The organism is Roseovarius sp. MBR-154 (assembly GCF_053628595.1).
In genome coordinates this window covers 198,726-218,705 of record NZ_JBRJGR010000003.1, presented here as the reverse complement: position 1 = coordinate 218,705, position 19,980 = coordinate 198,726, and the positions used below count along the sequence as shown (strand labels likewise).

Here is a 19,980-nt window from a genome sequence, read left to right as displayed (position 1 = left end):
ATTGTCATTCGCCCCACGTCTTGCGCAGGACCCGTAGCCAGTTCCCATGCGTGATCTTGGCCATGAGGCCGTCGTCCACGCCGTGAGAACGCAGTGCAGCGAGCAGGTTGGGCAGGCCCGCGCAATCCCCGATCCCATCGGGAACAAGCGCCCCGTCGAAATCGGACCCGAGGCCGATCCGGTCTTCGCCCAAGCTGTTCAACATATGGTTGAAGTGTCGGACCACGATGTCAAGCTCAAACTCCGCATCCATCCGCCCGTCGGGCCGCAGAAAGGCGCTGGCAAAGTTGATCCCGACCATGCCGTCGCTGTCACGGATCATCGCCAGTTGGCGATCGGTCAGGTTCCGCGATTGCGGGCAGACCGCCCAGGCGTTGGAATGGGTGGCAACCAGCGGCGCATCGGTGATCCGGGCCACGTCCTCGAAACCCTTGGCGTTGAGGTGGGACAGGTCGACCATGATGTTAAGCCGGTTGCATTCCCGGATCAGCGCCTTGCCGTCCTCGGTCAGACCCGGCCCGGTATCCGGATCAGCAGGGTAGCGGAACGGAACGCCATGGCCCCAGACGGTATCGCGGCTCCAGACCGGGCCGAGCGACCGCAGCCCGCGCGCGTGCCAGCCATGCAGCTTTTCGAACCCCCGGTCGATGGCCTCGGCCCCCTCGATATGGATGACGGCGGCCATCTCTTCGGCGGGCAGGGCCGCCTCAACCTCGCGCGTATTGCGGCAGATGCGGATGGCCCCTGCGGCGGCAAGATCGTTCATCGCCGCAAACCCGCGCTCGGTCCAGACTGTCGCGTCGGCTTCGGACACCTCTTCGGGCAGGGGAATGTCATAGGGCGGATTGCGCATCTCGTCGTGACGCACCGCCTTGTTGCCCGGGCTCGGCACGAAAATCGCGAACATGCCGCCGCCGAACCCGCCCTTGATCGCGCGCGGCTTGTCGATGTGACCGTCCGGCAGGCCCGACGCCACGCCCTCGGCGGTGACATCGCCGCGCAGCAGGCGCAGGATCAGATCATTGTGGCCGTCAAAGACGGGAAAGTCGGTCATGATGTCTCCAATGACAGTTTGTAGCCAAGATGCGTGGCCTCGAACCCCGCCCCCTCATAGAACCGATGCGCGTCGTCGCGGCGGCGATCCGAGGTCAACTGCACCAGCGTGCATCCCCGCCCCCGGGCCTCGTCGATCGACCAGTCCAGCAGGGCGCGCCCCAGCCCTTGCCCGCGCAGGGGCCGGGCGACGCGCATCGCCTCGATCTGCGCCCGCCAGGCGCCGTGGCGCGACAGGCCGGGAAGGAACGACAGCAGAAGCGTCGCAACGACCTGCCCGTCGCGTTCGCCCACGACAAGCATGTGGTTCGGGTCCGACTGAATCGCGTCAAATGCGCCTTGATAGGACTCGTCCGGGCACAGCATCTCCCGCGAGACCCCGATATCGTCATCGCCGTAAAGCGCAACAAGCGCCGCAAGATCGTCTTGCCGGGCGGAGCGGATGAACAGAGCCGGATAGGTCATTGGCCGACCCTTGGCCAAGTCGGAGCCGAACGCAATCGGAAATCCGCGTCGACCCGACCTCGATCCAACTGTCCGCATGGTCCGAAACCGTGCCGACGACAGGTACATCAAGACCGACAGGCCAGACATCGCCCGCGTGATCGACCGCAGCGTCAGCCTGCCCGTCCATCACGACGCGAGACGCGCTCTTCCGACAGGTGCCGCAACACATACCGAAGAGCGCGCCAATGCTCAGTCGCCCAACAGGTCCGGGGCGACCGGCTTGATCGGCTCGGCCGCACCACGATTTGCCAGAAAGGCGGGGCGCGGCTTGGACGCGGCAAAGGGTGCCTTCGGCTTGTTCGAGATCGCGTTGTAGACAAAGAACGCATTCGATCTGGGGAATGGCGTCACGTTGCCATTCGAGGCATGCAACGTATTGCACTCGAAAAAGATCACCGTGCCCGCCGGGCCGGTCGCGGCATCCAAGCCCGCTTCTGCGGCGAGTTGTTCAAGCACCTCATGCGACGGCACGCCGACCTCCTGCTTCTTCAGGCTCGACTTGTGGTTGGCATCGGGCGTTTCCCCCTGACAGGCGATGAATTGTCTGTGCGATCCGGGGATCAGCATCAGCGGCCCGTTCAGCGACGAATTGTCCGTCAACAGAACCGATGCCGAGACAGCCCGCATGTTCGGCATGCCGTCCTCCGCATGCCAGGTCTCGAAATCCGAGTGCCAGTAGAACTCCTTGCCCGTAAAGCCGGGTTTGTAGTTGAGGCGGCTTTGATGCAGATACACCTCGTCTCCCAGCAGAAACCGCGCCACATTCGCCAGCCGCTCATCCGCCGCCAGCCGGGCAAAGACCGCGCTGTGCTCATCGAGCCGAAAGATCGTGCGCACGGCCTCAGAGCCGGGTTCGGTCACAAGATCCTCGCGCCGGATGTCCTGACCGTTGCGGCGCAGCGCCGCTGAGGTTTCGATCAGGCGGTCGATCTCCTGAGCGCTGAACACGTCCTTGCGGATCAGATATCCCTTGTCTTCATAGTGGCGGGCCTCATCGCGCGAAATCGGTGCCGCGTCCGTCCATTCCGACCAAAGCGCCGGGTCGCGGCGCGCAAAAACACGCTCCTCTCCGCGGAGCCGGGTCGGGTATTCGTCCAGCCCGCCGAATTGCTTGTCTGGGCTTGCGACATTCATGAAATCCTCCTTGATCTGTCTTGTGGTGTCAGATGCGCCGCAACGACGCATTCATGGTGCGGGAAAAGAACCCCCACACTGCGCCCATGGTTCCATCATGGATGCCCTGACCTGTCTAGAAAAGCGCGGCGCCACCTGTCGCACCGTTGCACCGCTCATCACCGCCGGTACCCCGCTTTCGGGTGCCTCGTCCTCAAACCGGCATTCCACGACGGATCAGGGTTTGCGCACCGCATCCAGGTGACGACCAAAGCGCGCGTCCTGCATCAGCGCCCGGCAGCGGGCAAAACGTCCGGTGGCATAGGCCCAGAAATCCTCGGCCGGGTTGTCATCGGCCAATTGGATCAGGCCCCAGAGCGTCCAGAGCAGATCGCACATCGCCTTGTAGATCACCATCCGCCCGCGTTCCGCATCGGTGGGCGCGCGACCGAAATAGGCGGCCAACATCTCGGCATCCTGCGCGTCATCCATCCCCGCCTCGACCGACAGATCCCCCAGATCCCAGAGCGGGTCGTTCATGCCCGAATATTCCCAGTCGACGATCCACATGATCCTGCCGTCGTCGAGAAAATTCTCGCACAGCGGATCGCAATGGCAGGGGGCGAGCGGCAGGTCGGCCCGCGCCAGCACGTCCTTGACCGGGGCGGCGGCCGCGACGACATCGTGATACCCCTCGGGCAGGGCCACGTCCTTGCCCGACAGCACCTTGAGATAGTCGTCGATCATCGCGAAAAGCTCGAACCGGAACTCGAAGGTCTCGCCGGAACCGTGCAGTTTCGCCAGCGCCGCCCCGGCCCGCGCGGGGGCCCCGGCGCGACTGCGAAAGAGGTCCGGCGTCATGGTTTCGATATCCGGCACGGTCTCGGTGATCATGACGCCGCTCGCGGCCTCGGCATGAATCACCACCGGTGACACCCCCGCCCGCGCAGCGGCACGGGCGTTATGCGCCTCGACCGCGCGGTCGATATAGGCCTCGGTGCCCTCGCCGGGAATGCGCACGATCACCGAGCGCGCGCCCAGATCAACGCGGTGCACCAGATTGGTCATGCCCCCAAGCCGGGTGATGCTATCCGCCGCCGTCACATCCCCAAACCCCGGCGCCCGGCGCAATGCGCTCAGCACCTCTTTGGCGTGGTCGGTCATCGTGAACCCTCCTCCCCTCTCAGCGCCATGTTTTCGGGATCATGGACCGGCCCCTCCACCCGGGTGATCGGGTGCCGCTCTCCGAACACTTCAAGCATGAACGCGGTCTCGTCCCAATGCGCCTTGTCGAGATAGCCGCGCAGAACGGTCTTTTGCACCGTGTGCCCGAACGCCACGGAGGTGGCGAGCGACACCACCTTGTCGCCGATCAGGATCGTCTCGCCCCCGGTCAGCGGCAGGTTGGCATCGGTCACGAAGGTGCAGAGCCTGCGGGTCAACGCGCCGTTCTTCTGCGCCTCCAGCACGCTGCGCCCCTTGAACTCGCCCTTGGATTTCAGATGCACGCGAAAGCCGACCCCGGCCTCGATGGGCGTATAATCGGGCGTCACGTCGCCCGACCAGTAGATATAGCCCTTTTCCATGCGCAGGCTTTCGATGGCGCGGTAACCGACATTGGCAATGCCCGCCCCCTGCCCCGCCTGCCAGAGCCGGTCATAGACATGGGCGGCGAATTCCGTCGGGATATGCAACTCATAGCCAAGCGCGCCGACATAGCCGATCCGCGCTGCCAGCACCGGGGCCGCCCCGACGATGATCTCGCGCGCGCAGGCAAAGGGGAGCGCCGCATCCGACACATCGCTTTCCGAGGCCGCCGCCAGCGCCTCGCGGGATTTCGGCCCGACGATGTTGATGACCGCCTTGCCCGATGTCACCTCGATCATCTGGACCGAGCCGTCGCCAGGCAGATGACGGCGGATCCAGTCGCTGTCATGCACCCCGAAGCCCGAGCCGGTAACCATGTAGAACCGGTCCGCCCCCAGCCGGATGAAGGTCACGTCCGCCTCGGTGCCGCCCGCGTCGTTGCACATCTGGGTATAGATCACCGCGCCCTCGGGCCGGTCCATGTTCGACACGCAAAGCTCTTGCAGCAGCGCCAGCGTGCCCCGCCCGAGGATCTCGAACTTGGAGAATGACGACTGGTCGATCAGCGCCACCCGCTCGCGCACGGCCTTGTGTTCCTCGGCGGCGAACAGCTTCCAGCCGGGATCGAGGAAATCGAGCTGATCGACCGGCGCGACACCCTCGGGCGCGAACCACAGCGGACGTTCCCAGCCGTTCTTGGAGCCATAGACCGCGCCCGCATCCTTGAGCCGCTGATAGAGCGGCGACAGGCGCAATTGCCGGGCGCTCTCATGCTCCTGCCCGGGATAGCGCATCTTGTAGTGATGGGCGTAATGCTCCACGGCGCGCGGATACATAAAGGCGCGGGTGCCATGATGCGGCCCGAACCGGCGCACGTCGAGCGGCCAAAGATCGAGCGACGGTGCCCCTTCGACGATCCATTCGGCGATCATCTCGCCCGCCCCGCCGCCCGCCGCGATGCCGTAGAGAAACCCCGTGGCCAGCATCAGGTTATCGAGCCCCGGCTGCCAGCCCATGACGAAATCGCCATCCGCCGAATAGGGGATCGGGCCGTTGATGACCTGCCGGATGCCAACCTCGTTGACGATGGGGGTCACCTGCCCCGCCAGTTCCGCCAGCGGCAGAAACCGGTCGAGGTTCTCGGGCAAGAGCTGGCGCACGAATTGCCCCGGAATCTTTGGGTCGCCGAAGGGCGGCGTGCCCTCCTCGTAGCCGCCGATCACCAGACGCCCGCCGACATCGGGCTTGTAATAGACCAGCCGCTCGGGGTCGCGCAGGGTCGGGTAGTGGCCGATCTCGGATCCGGTGGACTCGGTGATGATATACTGATGCTCGACCGCGCAGGCCGGAATGCGCAGACCCAGTCTGGCACCCAGTTCGCGGCTCCACATGCCGGTGGCGAGGATGACGTTCTGCGCCTCGAAACCGCCGATGCTCGTCTCGACATGGCTGATCCGGCCCCCCGCCACGGTAAAATCCGTCACCTCGACGCCCTGCCGGATATCCGCCCCCTGCCTGCGCGCCGCCCCGGCGATGGCCTGACACAGCGACGCCGGATCGACATAGCCGTCGGACGGGATATAGGCGGCCCCGTGCAGACCCTTTTCGTCGATCAGCGGAAACAGTTCTTTCGCCTCCTTAGGGCTGATGATCGACATCTCGAGGTCAAAGCTGCGCGCCATGGTGGCCAGACGCTTGGCCTCCAGCATCCGGTCGCGCGTCGCGGCAAGCCGCAGCGAGCCGGTCTTTTTCCAGTCGAATTGCAGCCCCTCCTCGGTCTGCAATCGGTCATACATCTCGACCGACTTGCGAAGCATCCGGGTGGTGTTGCGCGACGAACGCAACTGCCCCACCAGACCCGCCGCGTGCCACGTCGCGCCCTCGGTCAGGCCGGCGCGTTCCAGCAGAACGACGTCTTTCTCGCCCATCCGGGTCAGGTGATAGGCGATCGAGCATCCGATGATGCCGCCGCCGATGATCAGGTGTTTGGCGGAATGCTGTGCCATGCGCCTAGCCCCTCACCCGGTCCATGCCGGGATCAAAAAGCGGGTCGAGCGTGACCTCGGCTTGCACCCGTTCGGTCGCGACCTCCAGCTCATAGGTGCCGCGCAGAACGTAATCGCGGTCAATCGGTTCGGAGGCGCGCACATAGCCCATGCCGATGGACCGGCCCAGCGTATGGCCATAGCCGCCCGACGAGAGCCAGCCGCACCGCTCGCCGTTGCGATAGATGGTTTCGCGCCCCGACAGGATGGTGTCGCCGCCGGTGGTGAAGGTGGCGAGGATCTTGCCTATCCCGGTTTCGCGCTGCGCCGCCACCGCCTCGCGGCCCTTGAAGGGAATGTTGGATTTCATCTTGACCGCCCAGCCCAGACCCGCCTCGTCGGGGGTGTGATCGGGGCCGATATCACCGGCCCATGCGCGATAGCCCTTCTCCAGCCGCAAGGTCTCGATGGCGCGGTATCCGGCATTGCGCAGCCCGTGCCCCGCCCCCGCCGTGTGCAGCGCGTCATAGACCGTCAGCGCATATTCCGTGGGCAGGTGCAGTTCCCAGCCCAGCTCGCCCACATAGGTGATCCGCAGCGCCAGAACCGGACAACCGGCAATGCCGATGCGGCGCGCGGTGGCAAAGGGCTGGCCCGCGTTCGACACATCCGCGCGGGTCACCGCCGCCAGGATCTCGCGCGCCTTGGGGCCAAAGAGCGACAGCACCGCGTTGGCCGAGGTCACATCGACAAGCTGCGCGTTCATGCCTTGCGGAATATTCCGGCGGATCCAGTCGAAATCATGGGTGGCAAAGCCGGTGCCGGTGACGATGTAATAGCTGTCATGCCCGGTGCGCACGCAAGTCAGGTCGCATTCGATCCCGCCGCGGTCATTGAGCATCTGTGTGTAGATGATCGACCCAACCGGCCGGTCCACCCGGTTCGCCGCGATCCATTGCAGGGCGGCCTCGGCATCGGGGCCTTGCAGGATGAACTTGGCAAACGAGGTCTGATCGAACAGCACCGCCGCCTCGCGCGCCGCCCGGTGTTCGCGCCCGACCGCGTCGTGCCAGTTGGGTTTGCCGAAGGTATAAACGTCGCGCGCCGCCTCACCCGCCTCGGCAAACCAGTTGGGCCGTTCCCAGCCCAGCTTTTCCCCGAACACCGCACCTGCGGATTTCAGCCGGTCATAAAGCGGCGAGCGGCGACAGGGGCGCCCGCTCTCATGCTCTTCCGAGGGCCAGGCCATGGTGTAATGCTTGCCGTAAGCCTCCAGCGTGCGGGTGCGCACCCAGTCGGCATCGGTATGCGGGCGGCCGAAGCGGCGAATATCGACCGGCCACAGATCATAGGGCGGCGCGCCCGTCGCCACCCATTCGGCCAGCGCCATGCCCGCCCCGCCGCCCGCGGCGATGCCGAAGGCGTTGAACCCGGCGCCGATGAATACATTGGCCATTTCCGGTGCCTCTCCAAGGATGAAATTGCCGTCCGGGGTAAAGCTTTCCGGCCCGTTGATCAGCTGCTTGACGCCCACGCTTTCCAGCTTCGGCACGCGCGGCAGCGCCAGTTCCATGAGCTGTTCGAAATGATCGAAGTCCGATGGCAGAAGCTGGAAGTCGAACGGATCGGGGATGCCATCCTGTGCCCAGGGAATCCCGTTTGGCTCATACCCGCCCATCACCAGACCGCCCACCTCTTCCTTGTAATAGGTCAGCCGGTCGGGGTCGCGCAGGGTGGGCAGGTCCGACGGCACGCCGAACGGCTCGGTCAGCATGTATTGATGCTCCACCGACACCAGCGGCACGGTCACACCGATGCTGCGCGCCAGATCGCGCGTCCATTGCCCGCAGCACAGCACCAGCTTTTCGCAGGCGATATCGCCTTGGGCCGTCCGCACGCCGACGAGCTTGCCGCGTTCGGTCAGGATCGCCGTGACCGGGGTGTTTTCGCGCAGGACCGCGCCCTTGGCCCGCGCCCCCTTGGCCAGGGCCTGGGTGATGTCCGAGGGGCTGGCCTGCCCGTCAGTGGGCAAAAACGCCGCACCGACAATATCGGAGATGTCCATCAGCGGCCAGAGATCCTGCGCCTCCTGCGGGCGCAGCAACTGCATCTCGAGACCGAAGGATCGCGCCGTCGTGGCCTGCCGCTTCACCTCGGTCCAGCGCTCGTCGTTGCAGGCCAGCCGCAAACCGCCATTCATCTTCCATCCGGTGGCCAGTCCGGTCTCGGCCTCCAGCTTGTTGTAAAGCTCGATCGAATAGCCCAGAAGCTGCGTGATATTGGCGTTGGAACGTAACTGCCCCACCAGCCCCGCCGCGTGCCAGGTCGAGCCCGAGGTCAGCGCCGCCTTTTCCAGCAACAGAACCTCCTGCCCCATCTGCGCGAGGTGATAGGCGGTCGAGCAGCCGATGATACCGCCACCGATGATGAGGGTCTTGGCAGAAGAAGGCAGTGTCATGATGTGTCCCTAAACGTTTTGGAAGTCTTGCAGGGCGGCGTTGAGCCGCGCCATGTTCTCGGCGGTGTAGGCGGCATAGTCGAAATCTAGGTCGGAATGGAGTTCCGAGGTCATCGACCACAGCGTCTCGCGCATCAGAGAGGTGCATTTCATCGCCTGATAGGCGCGCCAATGGGCGTCGGCGGGCACCTCGAAATACTGTTCCAGCATCCAGCGCTCTTGCGCCTCGGTAAACCCGTTATTGCCCGCCAGCCCGGCGAGATCGAAGAGCGGCGTGTTGAACCCGCCATATTCCCAGTCGATCAGCCACAGCCGCGTGCCGTCATCTAGGATATTCGCGGCCAGCAGATCGTTATGGCCGATGACCAGCGTAACCGGGCCGGTGGCACGCTCCAGCCTGTCGAGTTGCGCCATCAGGTCCGGCAGCCGCGCGGCATGGGGCGAGCCATCGGCGCGCAGGCGCGTGGCATAGCTGCGATTGACCTGAAACGGCCAGAATGCCAGCACCGGCGCGGTCAGATGCGCGCCCAAGGCATGGTGCGTCGTCTTCAATAGATCGACGATGCGCGGCACATTGGCCGGATCGCGGGCCATTTCCTCGGTGAACGTCCGGGCCTCGATGAACTCCAGCACCAGAACGCCGGGTTCGTGGTAATGCACGGCAGGCGAAATCCCCGCCGCCTGCGCCGCGCGGCTGAGCACCAGCTCATTCCATCGCAGCACGCCATGCTCGGGAATATCCTCGCCCAGTCTCACGACAAAACGCCGGTCGCCATCGGTCACGCGCAGATTGACATTGGTGATGCCGCCGCTCAGCGGTTCGATCTGCGTCGGTTGATCGAAGCACGGCAGCGCCTGCGCGCGGGCGATGGCATCCTGGCTCACAACCCCAGCCTCCGTTTCTGATTGTCCGACAGCGCATGCACGATCCGGTCGGCGATGATCGCGATGAACGCCACTGACAGCCCGGCCACGATCCCCTGCCCCGCATTGGCCTTGGTCAGCGCGATGTAGACCTCCTGCCCCAGATCGCGGGTGCCCACGAGCGCGGTGATTACCAACATCGACAGCGCCAGCATGATCGTCTGGTTCAGCCCGAGCAAAAGCTGCGGCACTGCGAGCGGCAGCTTCACCCGCCACAGAAGTTGGCGTGGGGTGCAACCTGCCATGCGCCCGGCCTCGAGCAGTTGCGGCGGCACCTCGCGGATGCCATGCGCCGCATAGCGCACCGCCGGGGCCAGCGCATAAAGCACGACCGCGATCATCGCACTGAAATCGCCGACCCGGAACAGCATCACCACCGGGATCAGGTAAACGAAGGAGGGCAGCGTCTGCAGCGTGTCCATCAGCCCCAGGATGATCCGCCCCGCCCCCGGGCGCTGCGCGGCCCAGATGCCCAGGGGCGTGCCGATCAGCACCGCGATGACAACCGAGACACCGCACAGGTAAAGCGTCACCATCGCCTCACCCCAGAGGCCCGACGCGGCGATGAACCCCATCATCAGCGCCGCCACGACCCCCATCTTCCAGCCCGCAGCCCGCCAGGCGATTACCCCGGCCGCAAGGATGCCCCAGAGCCACGGGATGCCCGCAAAGAACTTCTTTACCGGCAGCAGCACCGCCTTGAGCAGCGCCGTCTTGATCGCCTCCAGCGTATCGAAGAAATTGACGTTGATCCATTCCATCGCGTCCGACCAGAACGGCCCGGTGCTGATCTTCCACGCGTCGGGATAGCTTTGCACCGCCGGGATCACCTGACCCAGCAGGAAGGTCGCAACGAGCACCCCGAGCACAATCGCGCTGCGCGGATGGCGTTCCAGGACCGAGCCGTGACGGCGATGCGTCATCCGCCGCTCGGCAAAGGCCTGGCTCGCCCGGTCGAGGGCGATGGCCATCACCACGATGGCCAGCCCCGCCTCGATCCCGCCGCCGATATCGAGTTTCCGCAGGCTCGCCAGCACGTCGAACCCCAGCCCCCCGGCCCCGATCATCGAGGCGATGATCACCATGTTGAGCGTCAGCATGATCACCTGATTGACACCCACCATCAGCATCGGCGTGGCCGAGGGCACCAGCACTTTCCACGTCATCTGACGCCGCGTTGCCCCCATCATCCGGCCCGCCTCCAGCAACTCCTCCGGCACGCCCTTGAGGGCCATGATCGTCACCCGGATCATCGGCGGCATCGCATAGATCACCGTCGCCACCAGCGCCGCGACCGGGCCAAACCCGAACAGGATCAGGATCGGCACCAGATAGGCAAAGACCGGCACCGTCTGCATCAGATCGAGCACCGGGCGCAGCAGCCGTTCGACCCAAGCGCTCCGATAGGCCAGAATGCCCAGCGCCAGCCCCCCGGCCGCCCCGATGGGCACCGCCACCAGAACCGAGGCCAACGTGATCATCGCGCTGTCCCATTGCCCGAACACCGCCAGATAGAGGAAACACGCGCCCACCAGCGCCGCCAGCCCCCAGTCGCGGGCGTAGTGGCCGATGGCCACGGCCATCGCGATCACCGCGATCCAGCTCAGCGAGGGGGCAATCTGGACCGCCTCCTGTCCAAGACCGGACTGAAACCCCTCGATCAGCAGGTTGCGCAGAAACTGATAGGGCTGTTCGATCACCCAGGCGATGGCGCGGGTCAGATCACGGAAGGTGAACAGCCAGAAATTGGCAGTATTGACCAACCAGTCGAGAAAGCCGCTGATCGCGGTATCGAGGTTCAGTTGAAACCGGCTCGGAAACCGGATGATCCAGCGTGCATCCAGCGCCTTGTAGATCTGGAAGGAATAGTGCGACAGCGCCCAGGTGACCCCGAACAGCCCCAGCCAGAGCAGCCGACCGCGCGTGATATGGCGACGCAGGCCCTGCATCAGCCGCGCCCGACCAGCACGTCGATCACCGCGCGCGCGCTGATCTGCCCGATCACCGCGCCATCCTTCACCACCCGCAGCGGCGCATCGGCGCGCTCCACCTTGTCGGCGATGGCCTCGATGGTCGCATCATGGGCCACATCCCCGGCAAAGCGTTCGGCGGTGGCGGGCTCCATCCGGCTTTGCGCCCGGATCACCTTGGCGCGCGCCACGTGGCGGGTAAAGTCGGCCACATAGTCGGTGGCCGGGTTCTGCACCAGCTCCTCCGGGGTGGCGATCTGCTCGATCATGCCGTCCTTCATCACCGCGATCCGGTCGGCGAGTCGAATGGCCTCGTCGAAATCATGGGTGATGAACACGATGGTCTTTTTCAGCATGTTCTGCAGGCGGATGAATTCATCCTGCATCTCGCGACGGATGAGCGGATCGAGCGCCGAGAACGGCTCGTCGAGGAACCACAGGTCGGGCTCCACCACCAGGCTGCGGCGATGCCAACGCGCTGCTGCTGCCCGCCCGACAGCTCGCGCGGGTAATAGTCCTCGCGGCCCTGCAAGCCCACCAGTTCGATGACCTTGCGCGCGCTCTGCTGCCGCGTGTCGCGGTCGACGCCCTGAATTTCCAGCGGGAAGGCGACGTTTTCCAGAACCGTCAGATGCGGCATCAGGGCGAATTGCTGAAACACCATGCCCATCTTCTTGCGGCGGATTGCGATCAGCTCCGCCTCCGAGGCGCGCAGAAGGTCGCGCCCGTCGAATTCGATCTCGCCCGCCGTCGGCTCCACCAGCCGCGACAGGCAGCGCACCAGCGTCGATTTGCCCGAGCCCGACAGGCCCATGATGACGAAAATCTCGCCCTGATGGATTTGTACATTCACGTCGCGCACAGCGCCGATCACATTGGCCTGCGCCAGCGCATCGGCATCGGGCACCCGGCCCTCGGCCAGAAGCGCCCCGGCGCCCGCGCCGTAGAGCTTCCAGACATGGCGGCAATCGAGAATGACGGATGTGGTCATGCAGGCCTCGGGGCAGATCTCGGGCGCGGCCTTCACGGATCACCGACACTTTGCCGACGTGAAACCGACCTGTTACAGACATCGGGAAATGACGGTCGCACCGGGGCGCGCCCGTCGGAAAACGCGGTTACTGCGCGATCCAGCCTCTCCAGGTGGCCTCATTGTCGGCCATCCAGGCGGCGACGACCTCCTCTACCGACTTGCCGTTCAGATCGACATCGGCGACCATCGCGCCCATGTCCTCGTTCGAAATCCTGAAATTCTCGATGACCTTGGCGGCATTCGGCCATTGCTCGGGCAAGCCGGCCCAGGCCGCCTTCCAGATCGGCCCGGTCGGCTTGCCACAATCATAGGCGGCGTTCGGATTGAGGCCGACCGACGCATCGTTATAGCACTCCGATGAATAGGGCGGAAATTCGATGAAGCTGCCCTTGTATTTCGCCGGGGCCCAATGCGGCGCATAGACCCAGAGCACGATCGGATCCTGTCGCTGATAGGCCGACTCCAACTCGGCGAAGAGCGCGGCATCGGTGCCCGCATGGACAACCTCGAAATCCAGCTCAAGCGCCTCGATGCGCTCTTCGTCAAAGCCGCCCCAGGTGACCGGCCCGCCGAGGTAGCGGCCCATTGGCGCAGTTTCTGCGGTGGCGAATTCCTGCGCGCAATCGTTCAGCGCCTGCCAGTCCGGCAGACCAGGACACCGCTCTTCCATATAGGCCGGATACCACCATTCCTCGATGGCGATCATGCCCGTCTCGCCCATGTTCACGACATTGCCCGACCCGACGGCCTCGTCCAGCGCCTCGCGCCCGGTGGTTTCCCAGATCTCCATCGCCAGATGCAGGTCGCCAGTTTTCAGCCCGGCAAATTGCGCGATGTAATCGGCCTGCACATATTCCACGTTGTTGCCCGCCTCTTCGAGCACCTCGCCCATCAGCGTCGTGGTGATGAGCTGGCCCGACCAGTCATGCAGGGTCAGCTTGATCGGCTCGCTTGAATCCTGGGCCAGCGCGGGCGTCACCGCGAGACAGGCTGCGGTCAGCACGGACAAATGTTTCATAAGTATTCTCCCTATGGCTGCCGCTGCTCTGGTTGGGGTGCGTGGCATCGGCTTGATCCACTCATTCAACAAGAACCCCAAACAAAATCAACAAAAATCAACAAACATCTTATCATTTTGTTGTTTTAGATTGCGAAGCGCCCGGGATCGGGGCACATCAGACAGGTGAGTAAGGGATACGAACGTGATCATGGCAAACCTGCACCGCCGTCTTGACACCGCCCGGCAGATTGCCGCCGCAGCCTCTGCCGTAGCGATGGCGCATTTCCGGCACCCGCTCGACGTGGCGTCCAAACCCGATGACAGCCCGGTCACCATCGCCGATCAGGAGACCGAGCAGGCAATCCGCTCCGCGCTTCTGGACGCCTTTCCCGGCGAAACCATCTTCGGCGAGGAGTTCGGCCAGACCGGCACGCAGGACGACATGTGGATCGTCGATCCGATCGACGGCACCCGCTCTTTCATCACCGGCCTGCCGCTCTTTGGCATGTTGCTGGGCTATCTGTCCGATGGCACGCCGCAACTGGGTGTGATCAACATGCCCGCCCTGGGCGAGCTTTACGCCGGGGCGCGCGGGTCCGGGGCCACGCTGAATGGCACCCCCATCACCGTCTCCGCCTGCCGCGACCTCTCCTCCGCGCGGCTGTTTCTGAACGAGGCCGACCGGATGGCCGTCGACGCCCCCTTGCAATTCGCCCGGCTGGTGAGGGCGGGGGCGCTGCGCAGGCTCGGCGCGGATTGCTACCCGCACGCCCTCGTGGCAAGCGGACATGCCGATGCGGTGGTCGATTACGGTCTTCAGCCCTATGATTACCTTCCGGTGGCGGCGGTGGTCGAGGCGGCTGGCGGGGTGATGACGGACTGGCAGGGGCAGCCCCTGACGCTCTACTCCGACGGCCGCACCCTCACCGCCGCGACGCCCGACTTGCACGCGGACTTGCTGGAGATGGTTCAACCATGAGCTCGCCAACCTCGAAATACAGCGAAGAGATCCTGCGCCGGGTCGACATGATGGGCACCGTGACCGTACAGGAACTGTCACAGATCATGGGCGTGTCCGACCAGACCATCCGCCGCGTCACCCGCCCGCTGGCCGAACGCGGCGCGCTCAGCAAGGTGCATGGCGCGCTTGTCTCCACGAAATCGGCGCTCGATCCGCCCTTCCTGTCGCGGATGAACCTCAACCGCGAGGCCAAGGTCGCCATCGCCAACACCGTGGCCACGATCGTGCAAGACGGCGACAGTCTCGCCATCGACACCGGCTCGACCTCGGCCTTCATCGCGCAGATGCTGCGCAACCGGCGCGACCTGACCATTGTCACAAATTCCGCCTTCGTCGCCAGCACGCTGGCGATGATTCCAGGCAACAACGTGTCGATGGCGGGCACGCAACTGCGCGATCATGACGGCGCGTCGTTCGACCGCTCCGCCTTTCAGGTGGTGGAGCGGGCGCAGGTCGATTACTGCGTGCTCTCGGCCTCGATGGCGCATCCCGAGAACGGCTTTCTGGTCCATGAGCAGTGCGAGGTCGACATGGCCTGTGCGATGATGGCCAGCGCCGGGCGCTCGATCATGGCGGTCGATGCCTCCAAGTTCCAGCCGCAGGACCGCAAACCGGCGCTGCGCCAGCCGGATCTCAAGGAGGGCGACATCCTTGTGACCGATCTGGAGCCGCCGGACGCCTTCCGCGCGCCGCTGGCGCATCTCGACATCCGCGTCGCAGGCTGAGCGGGTATTGCATCACGTGACGGGCATCGCGCCTCACAGCGCGTTGTCGCGTTTGCGCTGGAGCAGGAAGTCGCGAATGTCGAGCAGGGATTTTTCCTCCATCGACACGTAGACAAGGCTCAAGTTGGTCCGCTCGCGCACCATCTCGCCTGGAAAGGGCAGATAGGACAACTCGCGCGACCCGAAGGAGGGCGACGCGGTGCCCACCTGCCATTCGGTTTTCAGCTCCACGTCGATCAGCTTGAGCGCCTTCGCGCCTGATGCCGAGGGGCGCTCGAACGGCACACCGGCCAGCTTGAGAAAGCTGAACTTGTCGCGCGCCTGCACAAAGCCCTCGATGAACTGGGTGGCGAGGATCTGGATATCGGCGGCCTCGTCGCCCGCCTCCATATGCGAATGCAGGTGATGGCCGTCGGCGTGATTGTGCCCCGCGCCCTGCGCGGGGTGGTCGTGGGGATGCGGGTGGGGATGGTGATCATGCGGCATGGCTCATCCCACCTCATGCGGTTTGTCGTTGGACCAGCGCTTGCCCTCGAATTCGCCGAAGGGCAGCGACACCGGCTTGTCGATATGCCTCTTGTGCGCGCCCAGCTTGCCATGCGAGACCAGCGCGCCCAGCACATCGACAATCACACGCGTGCCCATCAGCGCGGTGATGTCCGAGGTGTCATAGGGCGGTGAGACCTCGACCAGTTCCAGCCCGCAGATCCCCTCGGCGGCGACGCCCGAGGCGAGCGCCAGCGCCTCACGCGGCAAAAAGCCGCCCGGTTCGGGCCAGCCGGTGCCGGGAACGAAACCGCAATCGATGCTGTCGATATCGAAGGACATGTAGACCATGTCGGCCCCGTCCCAGGCCATTTCGAGCGCCATCTCGATGGTCTTGTCGATGCCCATCTTCTCCATGTCGCCCATGGTGATAATGTTGGTGTGTCGCTCGCGCGCGACCTTGACCGCCTCGCGCGGCACCTGCCATCCGCCGATGCCGATCTGCACCAGGTTCATCGCGGGCACGTTGGGCAGATTGGTGGAGTGGAACCACGGCGTGGTGTGCATCCGCTCATCGAGATCCTTTTCCTGGATGTCGGCGTGGCGGTCGAAATGCACGATCCCGATCTTCTTCGATGTGCAGTCCGCGATGCCGCGCACGCAGGGAAAGCCGATCGAATGATCGCCGCCGATCATGATGGGGAGCGAGCCGGAACTGAACACATGGCTCACCGCGCGGCTGATCTGGTCAAAGCTCTTCTCGATATTGGCGGGGATCGTGAACACGTCGCCCGCATCGCACAGCGTCATCTGCTCGCGCAGATCGACGCCGATCTCATAGTTGTAGGGCGTGTAGAGCGCCGAGATCTTGCGCACCCCCTGCGGCCCGAAGCGGGTGCCGGGCCGGTAGGTGGTGCCACCGTCAAACGGAATACCCAGCACGGTCGCATCGTAATAGGCGACCTCCTGCACGTCCTCGACATAGGGCGCCTTGAGAAAGGTGTTGATGCCCGCGAAATGCGGCAACTCACCGCGTGCGAATGTGGGGATCGAGCGGTCCTCGATCGAATCCGCGCCGGTCAGCCCCATGCGCAGGGCCCAGCGGCGCTCCTCGTCCCAGCGGCCTTCGGGCAGGTCCTGCTCCTTCTGCATCGCCGTCCAGCCTGCCAGCTTGGTCAGATCGGGGTGATGCGCGCAGCGCTCGCGCAGGGCATGGCGTTCGGCTATGTCGCGCGGATGGTGCGTCCGGCTGCGGGTGGGGTGCGAGACCATCATCGGGTTCTCCTCGTCTTGTGCCCCGCTATGCGCGGGGCGGTTTCCGGGCCTCGGCGGGGCCGATCTGCGGGGCCCGGCGGCGCAGATCGGCAAAGATCATCCGGCGGCCAGCGACGGGTATCGCTCCAGCAGGTTCTGGAACGGGATACCGCCATTGCGGGCGTCGAAATCATAGGTGATGGTGGCCCCAAAAAGCGCCGGGTCCTGCGGGTCTCGGCGCGGCTTGTCGAAGACCAGAACCCGGTCGCCCAGCTTGAACGCTTCTTCCAGATCGTGCGAGACCATGAAGACGGTCATCCGGGTCTCGTGCTGCAATTCGGTCAGAAATTCGTGCATCGCAACCCGCGTGCCGGGATCGAGCGCGCCGAACGGCTCGTCCAGCAACAGCACGCGGGGGCGCGCGGTCATCGCCTGACCGATGGCCAGCCGCTGCTGCATGCCGCCCGAGAGCGCGGCCGGAAAGTGATCCGCCACCTGATCGAGGCCGATCCGTTCCAGCATCGCATCCGCGCGCGCGCCAGCGGCCCGACGGCGCGCCCCGCGCAAGCGGCCCAGCATTGTGGCAAAGCCCTCGCCCGCGATCAGGTTCTCGCGGACGGTGAGATGCGGAAACACCGAATAGCGCTGAAAGACCACGCCGCGTTCGGGATTGGGCTCTTGCGCAGGATGCCCGCCATCAATGCGGATCTCGCCGCGCGCGGGGCGCTCATCGGCCAGCAGCAGGCGCAGGAAGGTGGATTTGCCACAGCCCGAGGCGCCCACGATCGAGACGAACTCGCCCTTCTCGACACTGACGCTGACGCGCTCGAGGATCGACCGCCCGCCATAGTCCTGCCACACATTCGAGACAGTGACAAAGCTCACAACCCCGCCTCCATCCACGGAAAGGCGCGGCGCGACAGGGTCTTGAGCAGCCAGTCCAGAACGAAGGCCAGGAGCGTGATCCAGATCACGTAAGTGAGGATCACATCCATCGCCAGGTACCGGCGCACCAGGAAGATCCGGTAGCCAAGCCCCACATCCGAGGCCACCGCCTCGGCGGCGATCAGAAACAGCCAGGCCGATCCCAGCGACAGCCGGATGTTGGAAATCAGCCGGGGCAGCACCTGCGGCAGCGCCACCCGGAGCGCGATTACCAGCGACGACGCCCCCAACGTCTGCGCCTTGACCATCTGTTCATGCGGAATATCCAGCACGCGCTGCGCCAGATCGCGCGTCATGAAAGGCGTGATCCCGATCACGATCAGCACGACCTTGGACAGCTCTCCCAGGCCCAGCATGATGAAGAGGATCGGCAGCAGCGCCAGCGGCGGCACCATCGACACCACCGCGACAAACCCCGACAGCATCGTGCGCGCAATCGGCAAAAGCCCGATCACCATGCCCAAGCTCAGCGACAGCGCGGCCGCGATGCCGACCCCGCCCAACAACCGCGCCAGCGAGGCCCAGGTATCCTTCCACAACAGGATCTCGCCGGTGCGCCGGTCGCCTTGGGTAAAGAGGCGTTGTGCGGTCTCGGCTATGGTGGCGGGCGCGGGCAAGAGCTTGTCCGCCGGGTTCACAGCAAGGCGCATGTCCGAGGCCACACCATAGGCGATCAGCACCAGCACGAAGGGCAGCGCAACGAGCAGCGCCACCATCGGGCGCGGGGGCCTTTGGTTGATCAGGCGCATGGGCTCAGGCGGCCCGCCACCATCGCGGGCCGCCCCCTGGATCAGAGCGCGCCATCGGCGGCCATCTGCATATAGGTGGCGTCAAAACGGAACTTCACATTGTCCGGGTTGCCCGAGACCGACCCGTCGGGATAGGCCACGCCGACGAAATCGGCACTCGGTGCGCCCTCGCCCAGTATGCCCTTGTCGAAGAGGAACTCAGCCACTCCGGTCATCGTGGCGGGCAGGCTCTCGGCGCTCGCCTGCGCCACCGCACCCGCCGGGTCATAGAACATCTGGGTCGCCGCAAGCTGCGCCTTGTAGCCGTCAAGATCGGTGCCCGAAGCCTCGGCGAGCGCAGTGAGCACAGCCTCGTCGCCCGCTTTCATCAGGCCCATAACCTCGTACCAGGCCCCCGCCACGGCCTTGCCGAAATCGGGATTATCCGCAAGCGTCTGCGTGTTCACCACCATCAGATCGAGGATTTCGCCCGGGATCATCGAACTGTCGAAGACCGCATTGGCCTCGGGATTCGAGCCCAGGATTTCCGACACCAGCGGGTTCCAGGTGACGACCGCCTGCACGTCGGCGGTGGCATAGGCGGCGATCATGTCGGCATCCGAGGTGTTGATGACCCCGGCCAGATCCGCCTCGGACAGCCCGACACTGTCGAGCCCGCGTGCGAGCAGGTAATGCGAGACCGACAATTCCACCAGGTTGACCGACTTGCCCGCGAGATCGGCGATACCGCCCTCGCCCTTGAGGATCACCGCGTCATTGCCGTTGGAATAATCCCCCACGATCAGCGCGGTGGTGTCCACGCCGCTGCCTGCGGGGATCGACAATGTGTCCATGTTGGTGGCCGACACCCCGTCGAAGGCACCGGCGGTGTATTGGTTGATCGATTCCACGTAATCGTTGATCTGCACGATATCGACGGTGATGCCGTATTTCTCGGCCCATTTGTCCATGATGCCACTGTCCTCGAGATACCCCCAGGGCATCCAGCCGACATAGATCGACCAGGCCAGCTTGAACTCGGTCTTTTCCTGCGCGACGGCGGGCGCCGCCATCGCCGACAAAAGCCCTGCCGAAAGCGCGGTCGCTGTGAGTAGGGATGTCTTCATGCGTAAGTCTCCCGTGATGCGTCCCGCCGAAGTGACTGAAGGTTTTCGCACCGCAGGCGGAACA

16 protein-coding genes and 1 pseudogene are annotated in these 19,980 nt (G+C 64.8%); 2 read left to right on the top strand and 15 right to left on the bottom strand.

From position 1 onward, the window contains the following. Positions 1–4: 4 nt before the first annotated feature. The 10 genes and pseudogenes from ACSSV4_RS06010 to ACSSV4_RS05965 form a co-directional block, all read right to left on the bottom strand. A complete protein-coding gene (locus ACSSV4_RS06010; protein WP_454274082.1) occupies positions 5–1,054 on the bottom strand; it encodes a dipeptidase in 1,050 nt (349 codons plus the stop codon). Continuing rightward, positions 1,051–1,518, bottom strand: a complete 468-nt coding sequence (locus ACSSV4_RS06005; protein WP_454274081.1) for an N-acetyltransferase family protein — start codon at positions 1,516–1,518, stop codon at positions 1,051–1,053. The genes ACSSV4_RS06010 and ACSSV4_RS06005 overlap by 4 nt, the downstream gene beginning before the upstream one ends. 231 nt (positions 1,519–1,749) lie before the next feature. Next, positions 1,750–2,694 carry an ectoine hydroxylase gene (gene thpD / locus ACSSV4_RS06000; protein WP_454274080.1) on the bottom strand — a complete coding sequence of 315 codons (945 nt, stop codon included), beginning with the start codon at positions 2,692–2,694 and terminating at the stop codon, positions 1,750–1,752. A gap of 216 nt (positions 2,695–2,910) precedes the next feature. Then, positions 2,911–3,837 carry a choline/ethanolamine kinase family protein gene (locus tag ACSSV4_RS05995; RefSeq protein WP_454274079.1) on the bottom strand — a complete coding sequence of 309 codons (927 nt, stop codon included), beginning with the start codon at positions 3,835–3,837 and terminating at the stop codon, positions 2,911–2,913. Next, entirely contained in the window at positions 3,834–6,266 is a 2,433-nt protein-coding gene (locus tag ACSSV4_RS05990) for a GcvT family protein (protein WP_454274078.1), read from the bottom strand. The genes ACSSV4_RS05995 and ACSSV4_RS05990 overlap by 4 nt, the downstream gene beginning before the upstream one ends. Before the next feature lie 4 nt (positions 6,267–6,270). Then, positions 6,271–8,703, bottom strand: coding sequence for a GcvT family protein (locus tag ACSSV4_RS05985; RefSeq protein ID WP_454274077.1), 2,433 nt, complete (start codon positions 8,701–8,703; stop codon positions 6,271–6,273). Between the two features lie 9 nt (positions 8,704–8,712). Continuing rightward, a complete protein-coding gene (locus tag ACSSV4_RS05980; protein ID WP_454274076.1) occupies positions 8,713–9,588 on the bottom strand; it encodes a phosphotransferase in 876 nt (291 codons plus the stop codon). Further along, positions 9,585–11,576: an ABC transporter permease gene (locus ACSSV4_RS05975; protein WP_454274075.1), complete on the bottom strand. Its 1,992-nt coding sequence runs from the start codon at positions 11,574–11,576 to the stop codon at positions 9,585–9,587. Before ACSSV4_RS05975 ends, ACSSV4_RS05980 begins: the two co-directional genes overlap by 4 nt. Next, a pseudogene (locus ACSSV4_RS05970) lies at positions 11,576–12,588 on the bottom strand (quaternary amine ABC transporter ATP-binding protein). Before ACSSV4_RS05970 ends, ACSSV4_RS05975 begins: the two are co-directional and overlap by 1 nt. Positions 12,589–12,715: 127 nt before the next feature. After that, positions 12,716–13,648, bottom strand: coding sequence for an ABC transporter substrate-binding protein (locus ACSSV4_RS05965; protein ID WP_454274074.1), 933 nt, complete (start codon positions 13,646–13,648; stop codon positions 12,716–12,718). Positions 13,649–13,838: 190 nt separating this feature from the next. Between ACSSV4_RS05965 and ACSSV4_RS05960 the strand changes: the two genes are divergently transcribed. Together ACSSV4_RS05960 and ACSSV4_RS05955 are read left to right on the top strand one after the other, a co-directional pair. Beyond that, the gene (locus tag ACSSV4_RS05960; RefSeq protein WP_454274210.1) at positions 13,839–14,609 is read left to right on the top strand and encodes an inositol monophosphatase family protein; all 771 of its coding nucleotides are present in this window, start codon (positions 13,839–13,841) and stop codon (positions 14,607–14,609) included. After that, a complete protein-coding gene (locus ACSSV4_RS05955; RefSeq protein ID WP_454274073.1) occupies positions 14,606–15,376 on the top strand; it encodes a DeoR/GlpR family DNA-binding transcription regulator in 771 nt (256 codons plus the stop codon). The genes ACSSV4_RS05960 and ACSSV4_RS05955 overlap by 4 nt, the downstream gene beginning before the upstream one ends. 33 nt (positions 15,377–15,409) lie before the next feature. Here the strand turns inward: ACSSV4_RS05955 and ACSSV4_RS05950 are convergent, their stop codons facing one another. From ACSSV4_RS05950 to ACSSV4_RS05930, 5 genes are all read right to left on the bottom strand, one after another. Further along, positions 15,410–15,862, bottom strand: a complete 453-nt coding sequence (locus ACSSV4_RS05950) for a hypothetical protein (RefSeq protein ID WP_454274072.1) — start codon at positions 15,860–15,862, stop codon at positions 15,410–15,412. A 3-nt stretch (positions 15,863–15,865) separates the two neighbouring features. Next, positions 15,866–17,137: an agmatinase family protein gene (locus tag ACSSV4_RS05945; protein ID WP_454274071.1), complete on the bottom strand. Its 1,272-nt coding sequence runs from the start codon at positions 17,135–17,137 to the stop codon at positions 15,866–15,868. Positions 17,138–17,233: 96 nt separating this feature from the next. Then, positions 17,234–18,001, bottom strand: a complete 768-nt coding sequence (locus tag ACSSV4_RS05940; protein ID WP_454274070.1) for an ATP-binding cassette domain-containing protein — start codon at positions 17,999–18,001, stop codon at positions 17,234–17,236. Then, positions 17,998–18,810, bottom strand: coding sequence for an ABC transporter permease (locus ACSSV4_RS05935; RefSeq protein ID WP_454274069.1), 813 nt, complete (start codon positions 18,808–18,810; stop codon positions 17,998–18,000). Before ACSSV4_RS05935 ends, ACSSV4_RS05940 begins: the two co-directional genes overlap by 4 nt. A gap of 41 nt (positions 18,811–18,851) precedes the next feature. Further along, positions 18,852–19,916 carry a putative urea ABC transporter substrate-binding protein gene (locus ACSSV4_RS05930; RefSeq protein WP_454274068.1) on the bottom strand — a complete coding sequence of 355 codons (1,065 nt, stop codon included), beginning with the start codon at positions 19,914–19,916 and terminating at the stop codon, positions 18,852–18,854. Positions 19,917–19,980: the final 64 nt, after the last annotated feature.

Excerpts from the sequence above, each read along its gene's own strand:
- ACSSV4_RS06010 (WP_454274082.1), bottom strand. The coding sequence starts at position 1,054 with ATGACCGACTTTCCCGTCTTTGACGGCCACAATGATCTGATCCTGCGC.
- ACSSV4_RS06005 (WP_454274081.1), bottom strand. The coding sequence starts at position 1,518 with ATGACCTATCCGGCTCTGTTCATCCGCTCCGCCCGGCAAGACGATCTT.
- thpD (WP_454274080.1), bottom strand. The coding sequence starts at position 2,694 with ATGAATGTCGCAAGCCCAGACAAGCAATTCGGCGGGCTGGACGAATAC.
- ACSSV4_RS05995 (WP_454274079.1), bottom strand. The coding sequence starts at position 3,837 with ATGACCGACCACGCCAAAGAGGTGCTGAGCGCATTGCGCCGGGCGCCG.
- ACSSV4_RS05990 (WP_454274078.1), bottom strand. The coding sequence starts at position 6,266 with ATGGCACAGCATTCCGCCAAACACCTGATCATCGGCGGCGGCATCATC.
- ACSSV4_RS05985 (WP_454274077.1), bottom strand. The coding sequence starts at position 8,703 with ATGACACTGCCTTCTTCTGCCAAGACCCTCATCATCGGTGGCGGTATC.
- ACSSV4_RS05975 (WP_454274075.1), bottom strand. The coding sequence starts at position 11,576 with ATGCAGGGCCTGCGTCGCCATATCACGCGCGGTCGGCTGCTCTGGCTG.
- ACSSV4_RS05965 (WP_454274074.1), bottom strand. The coding sequence starts at position 13,648 with ATGAAACATTTGTCCGTGCTGACCGCAGCCTGTCTCGCGGTGACGCCC.
- ACSSV4_RS05960 (WP_454274210.1), top strand. The coding sequence starts at position 13,839 with ATGGCAAACCTGCACCGCCGTCTTGACACCGCCCGGCAGATTGCCGCC.
- ACSSV4_RS05955 (WP_454274073.1), top strand. The coding sequence starts at position 14,606 with ATGAGCTCGCCAACCTCGAAATACAGCGAAGAGATCCTGCGCCGGGTC.
- ACSSV4_RS05950 (WP_454274072.1), bottom strand. The coding sequence starts at position 15,862 with ATGCCGCATGATCACCATCCCCACCCGCATCCCCACGACCACCCCGCG.
- ACSSV4_RS05945 (WP_454274071.1), bottom strand. The coding sequence starts at position 17,137 with ATGATGGTCTCGCACCCCACCCGCAGCCGGACGCACCATCCGCGCGAC.
- ACSSV4_RS05935 (WP_454274069.1), bottom strand. The coding sequence starts at position 18,810 with ATGCGCCTGATCAACCAAAGGCCCCCGCGCCCGATGGTGGCGCTGCTC.
- ACSSV4_RS05930 (WP_454274068.1), bottom strand. The coding sequence starts at position 19,916 with ATGAAGACATCCCTACTCACAGCGACCGCGCTTTCGGCAGGGCTTTTG.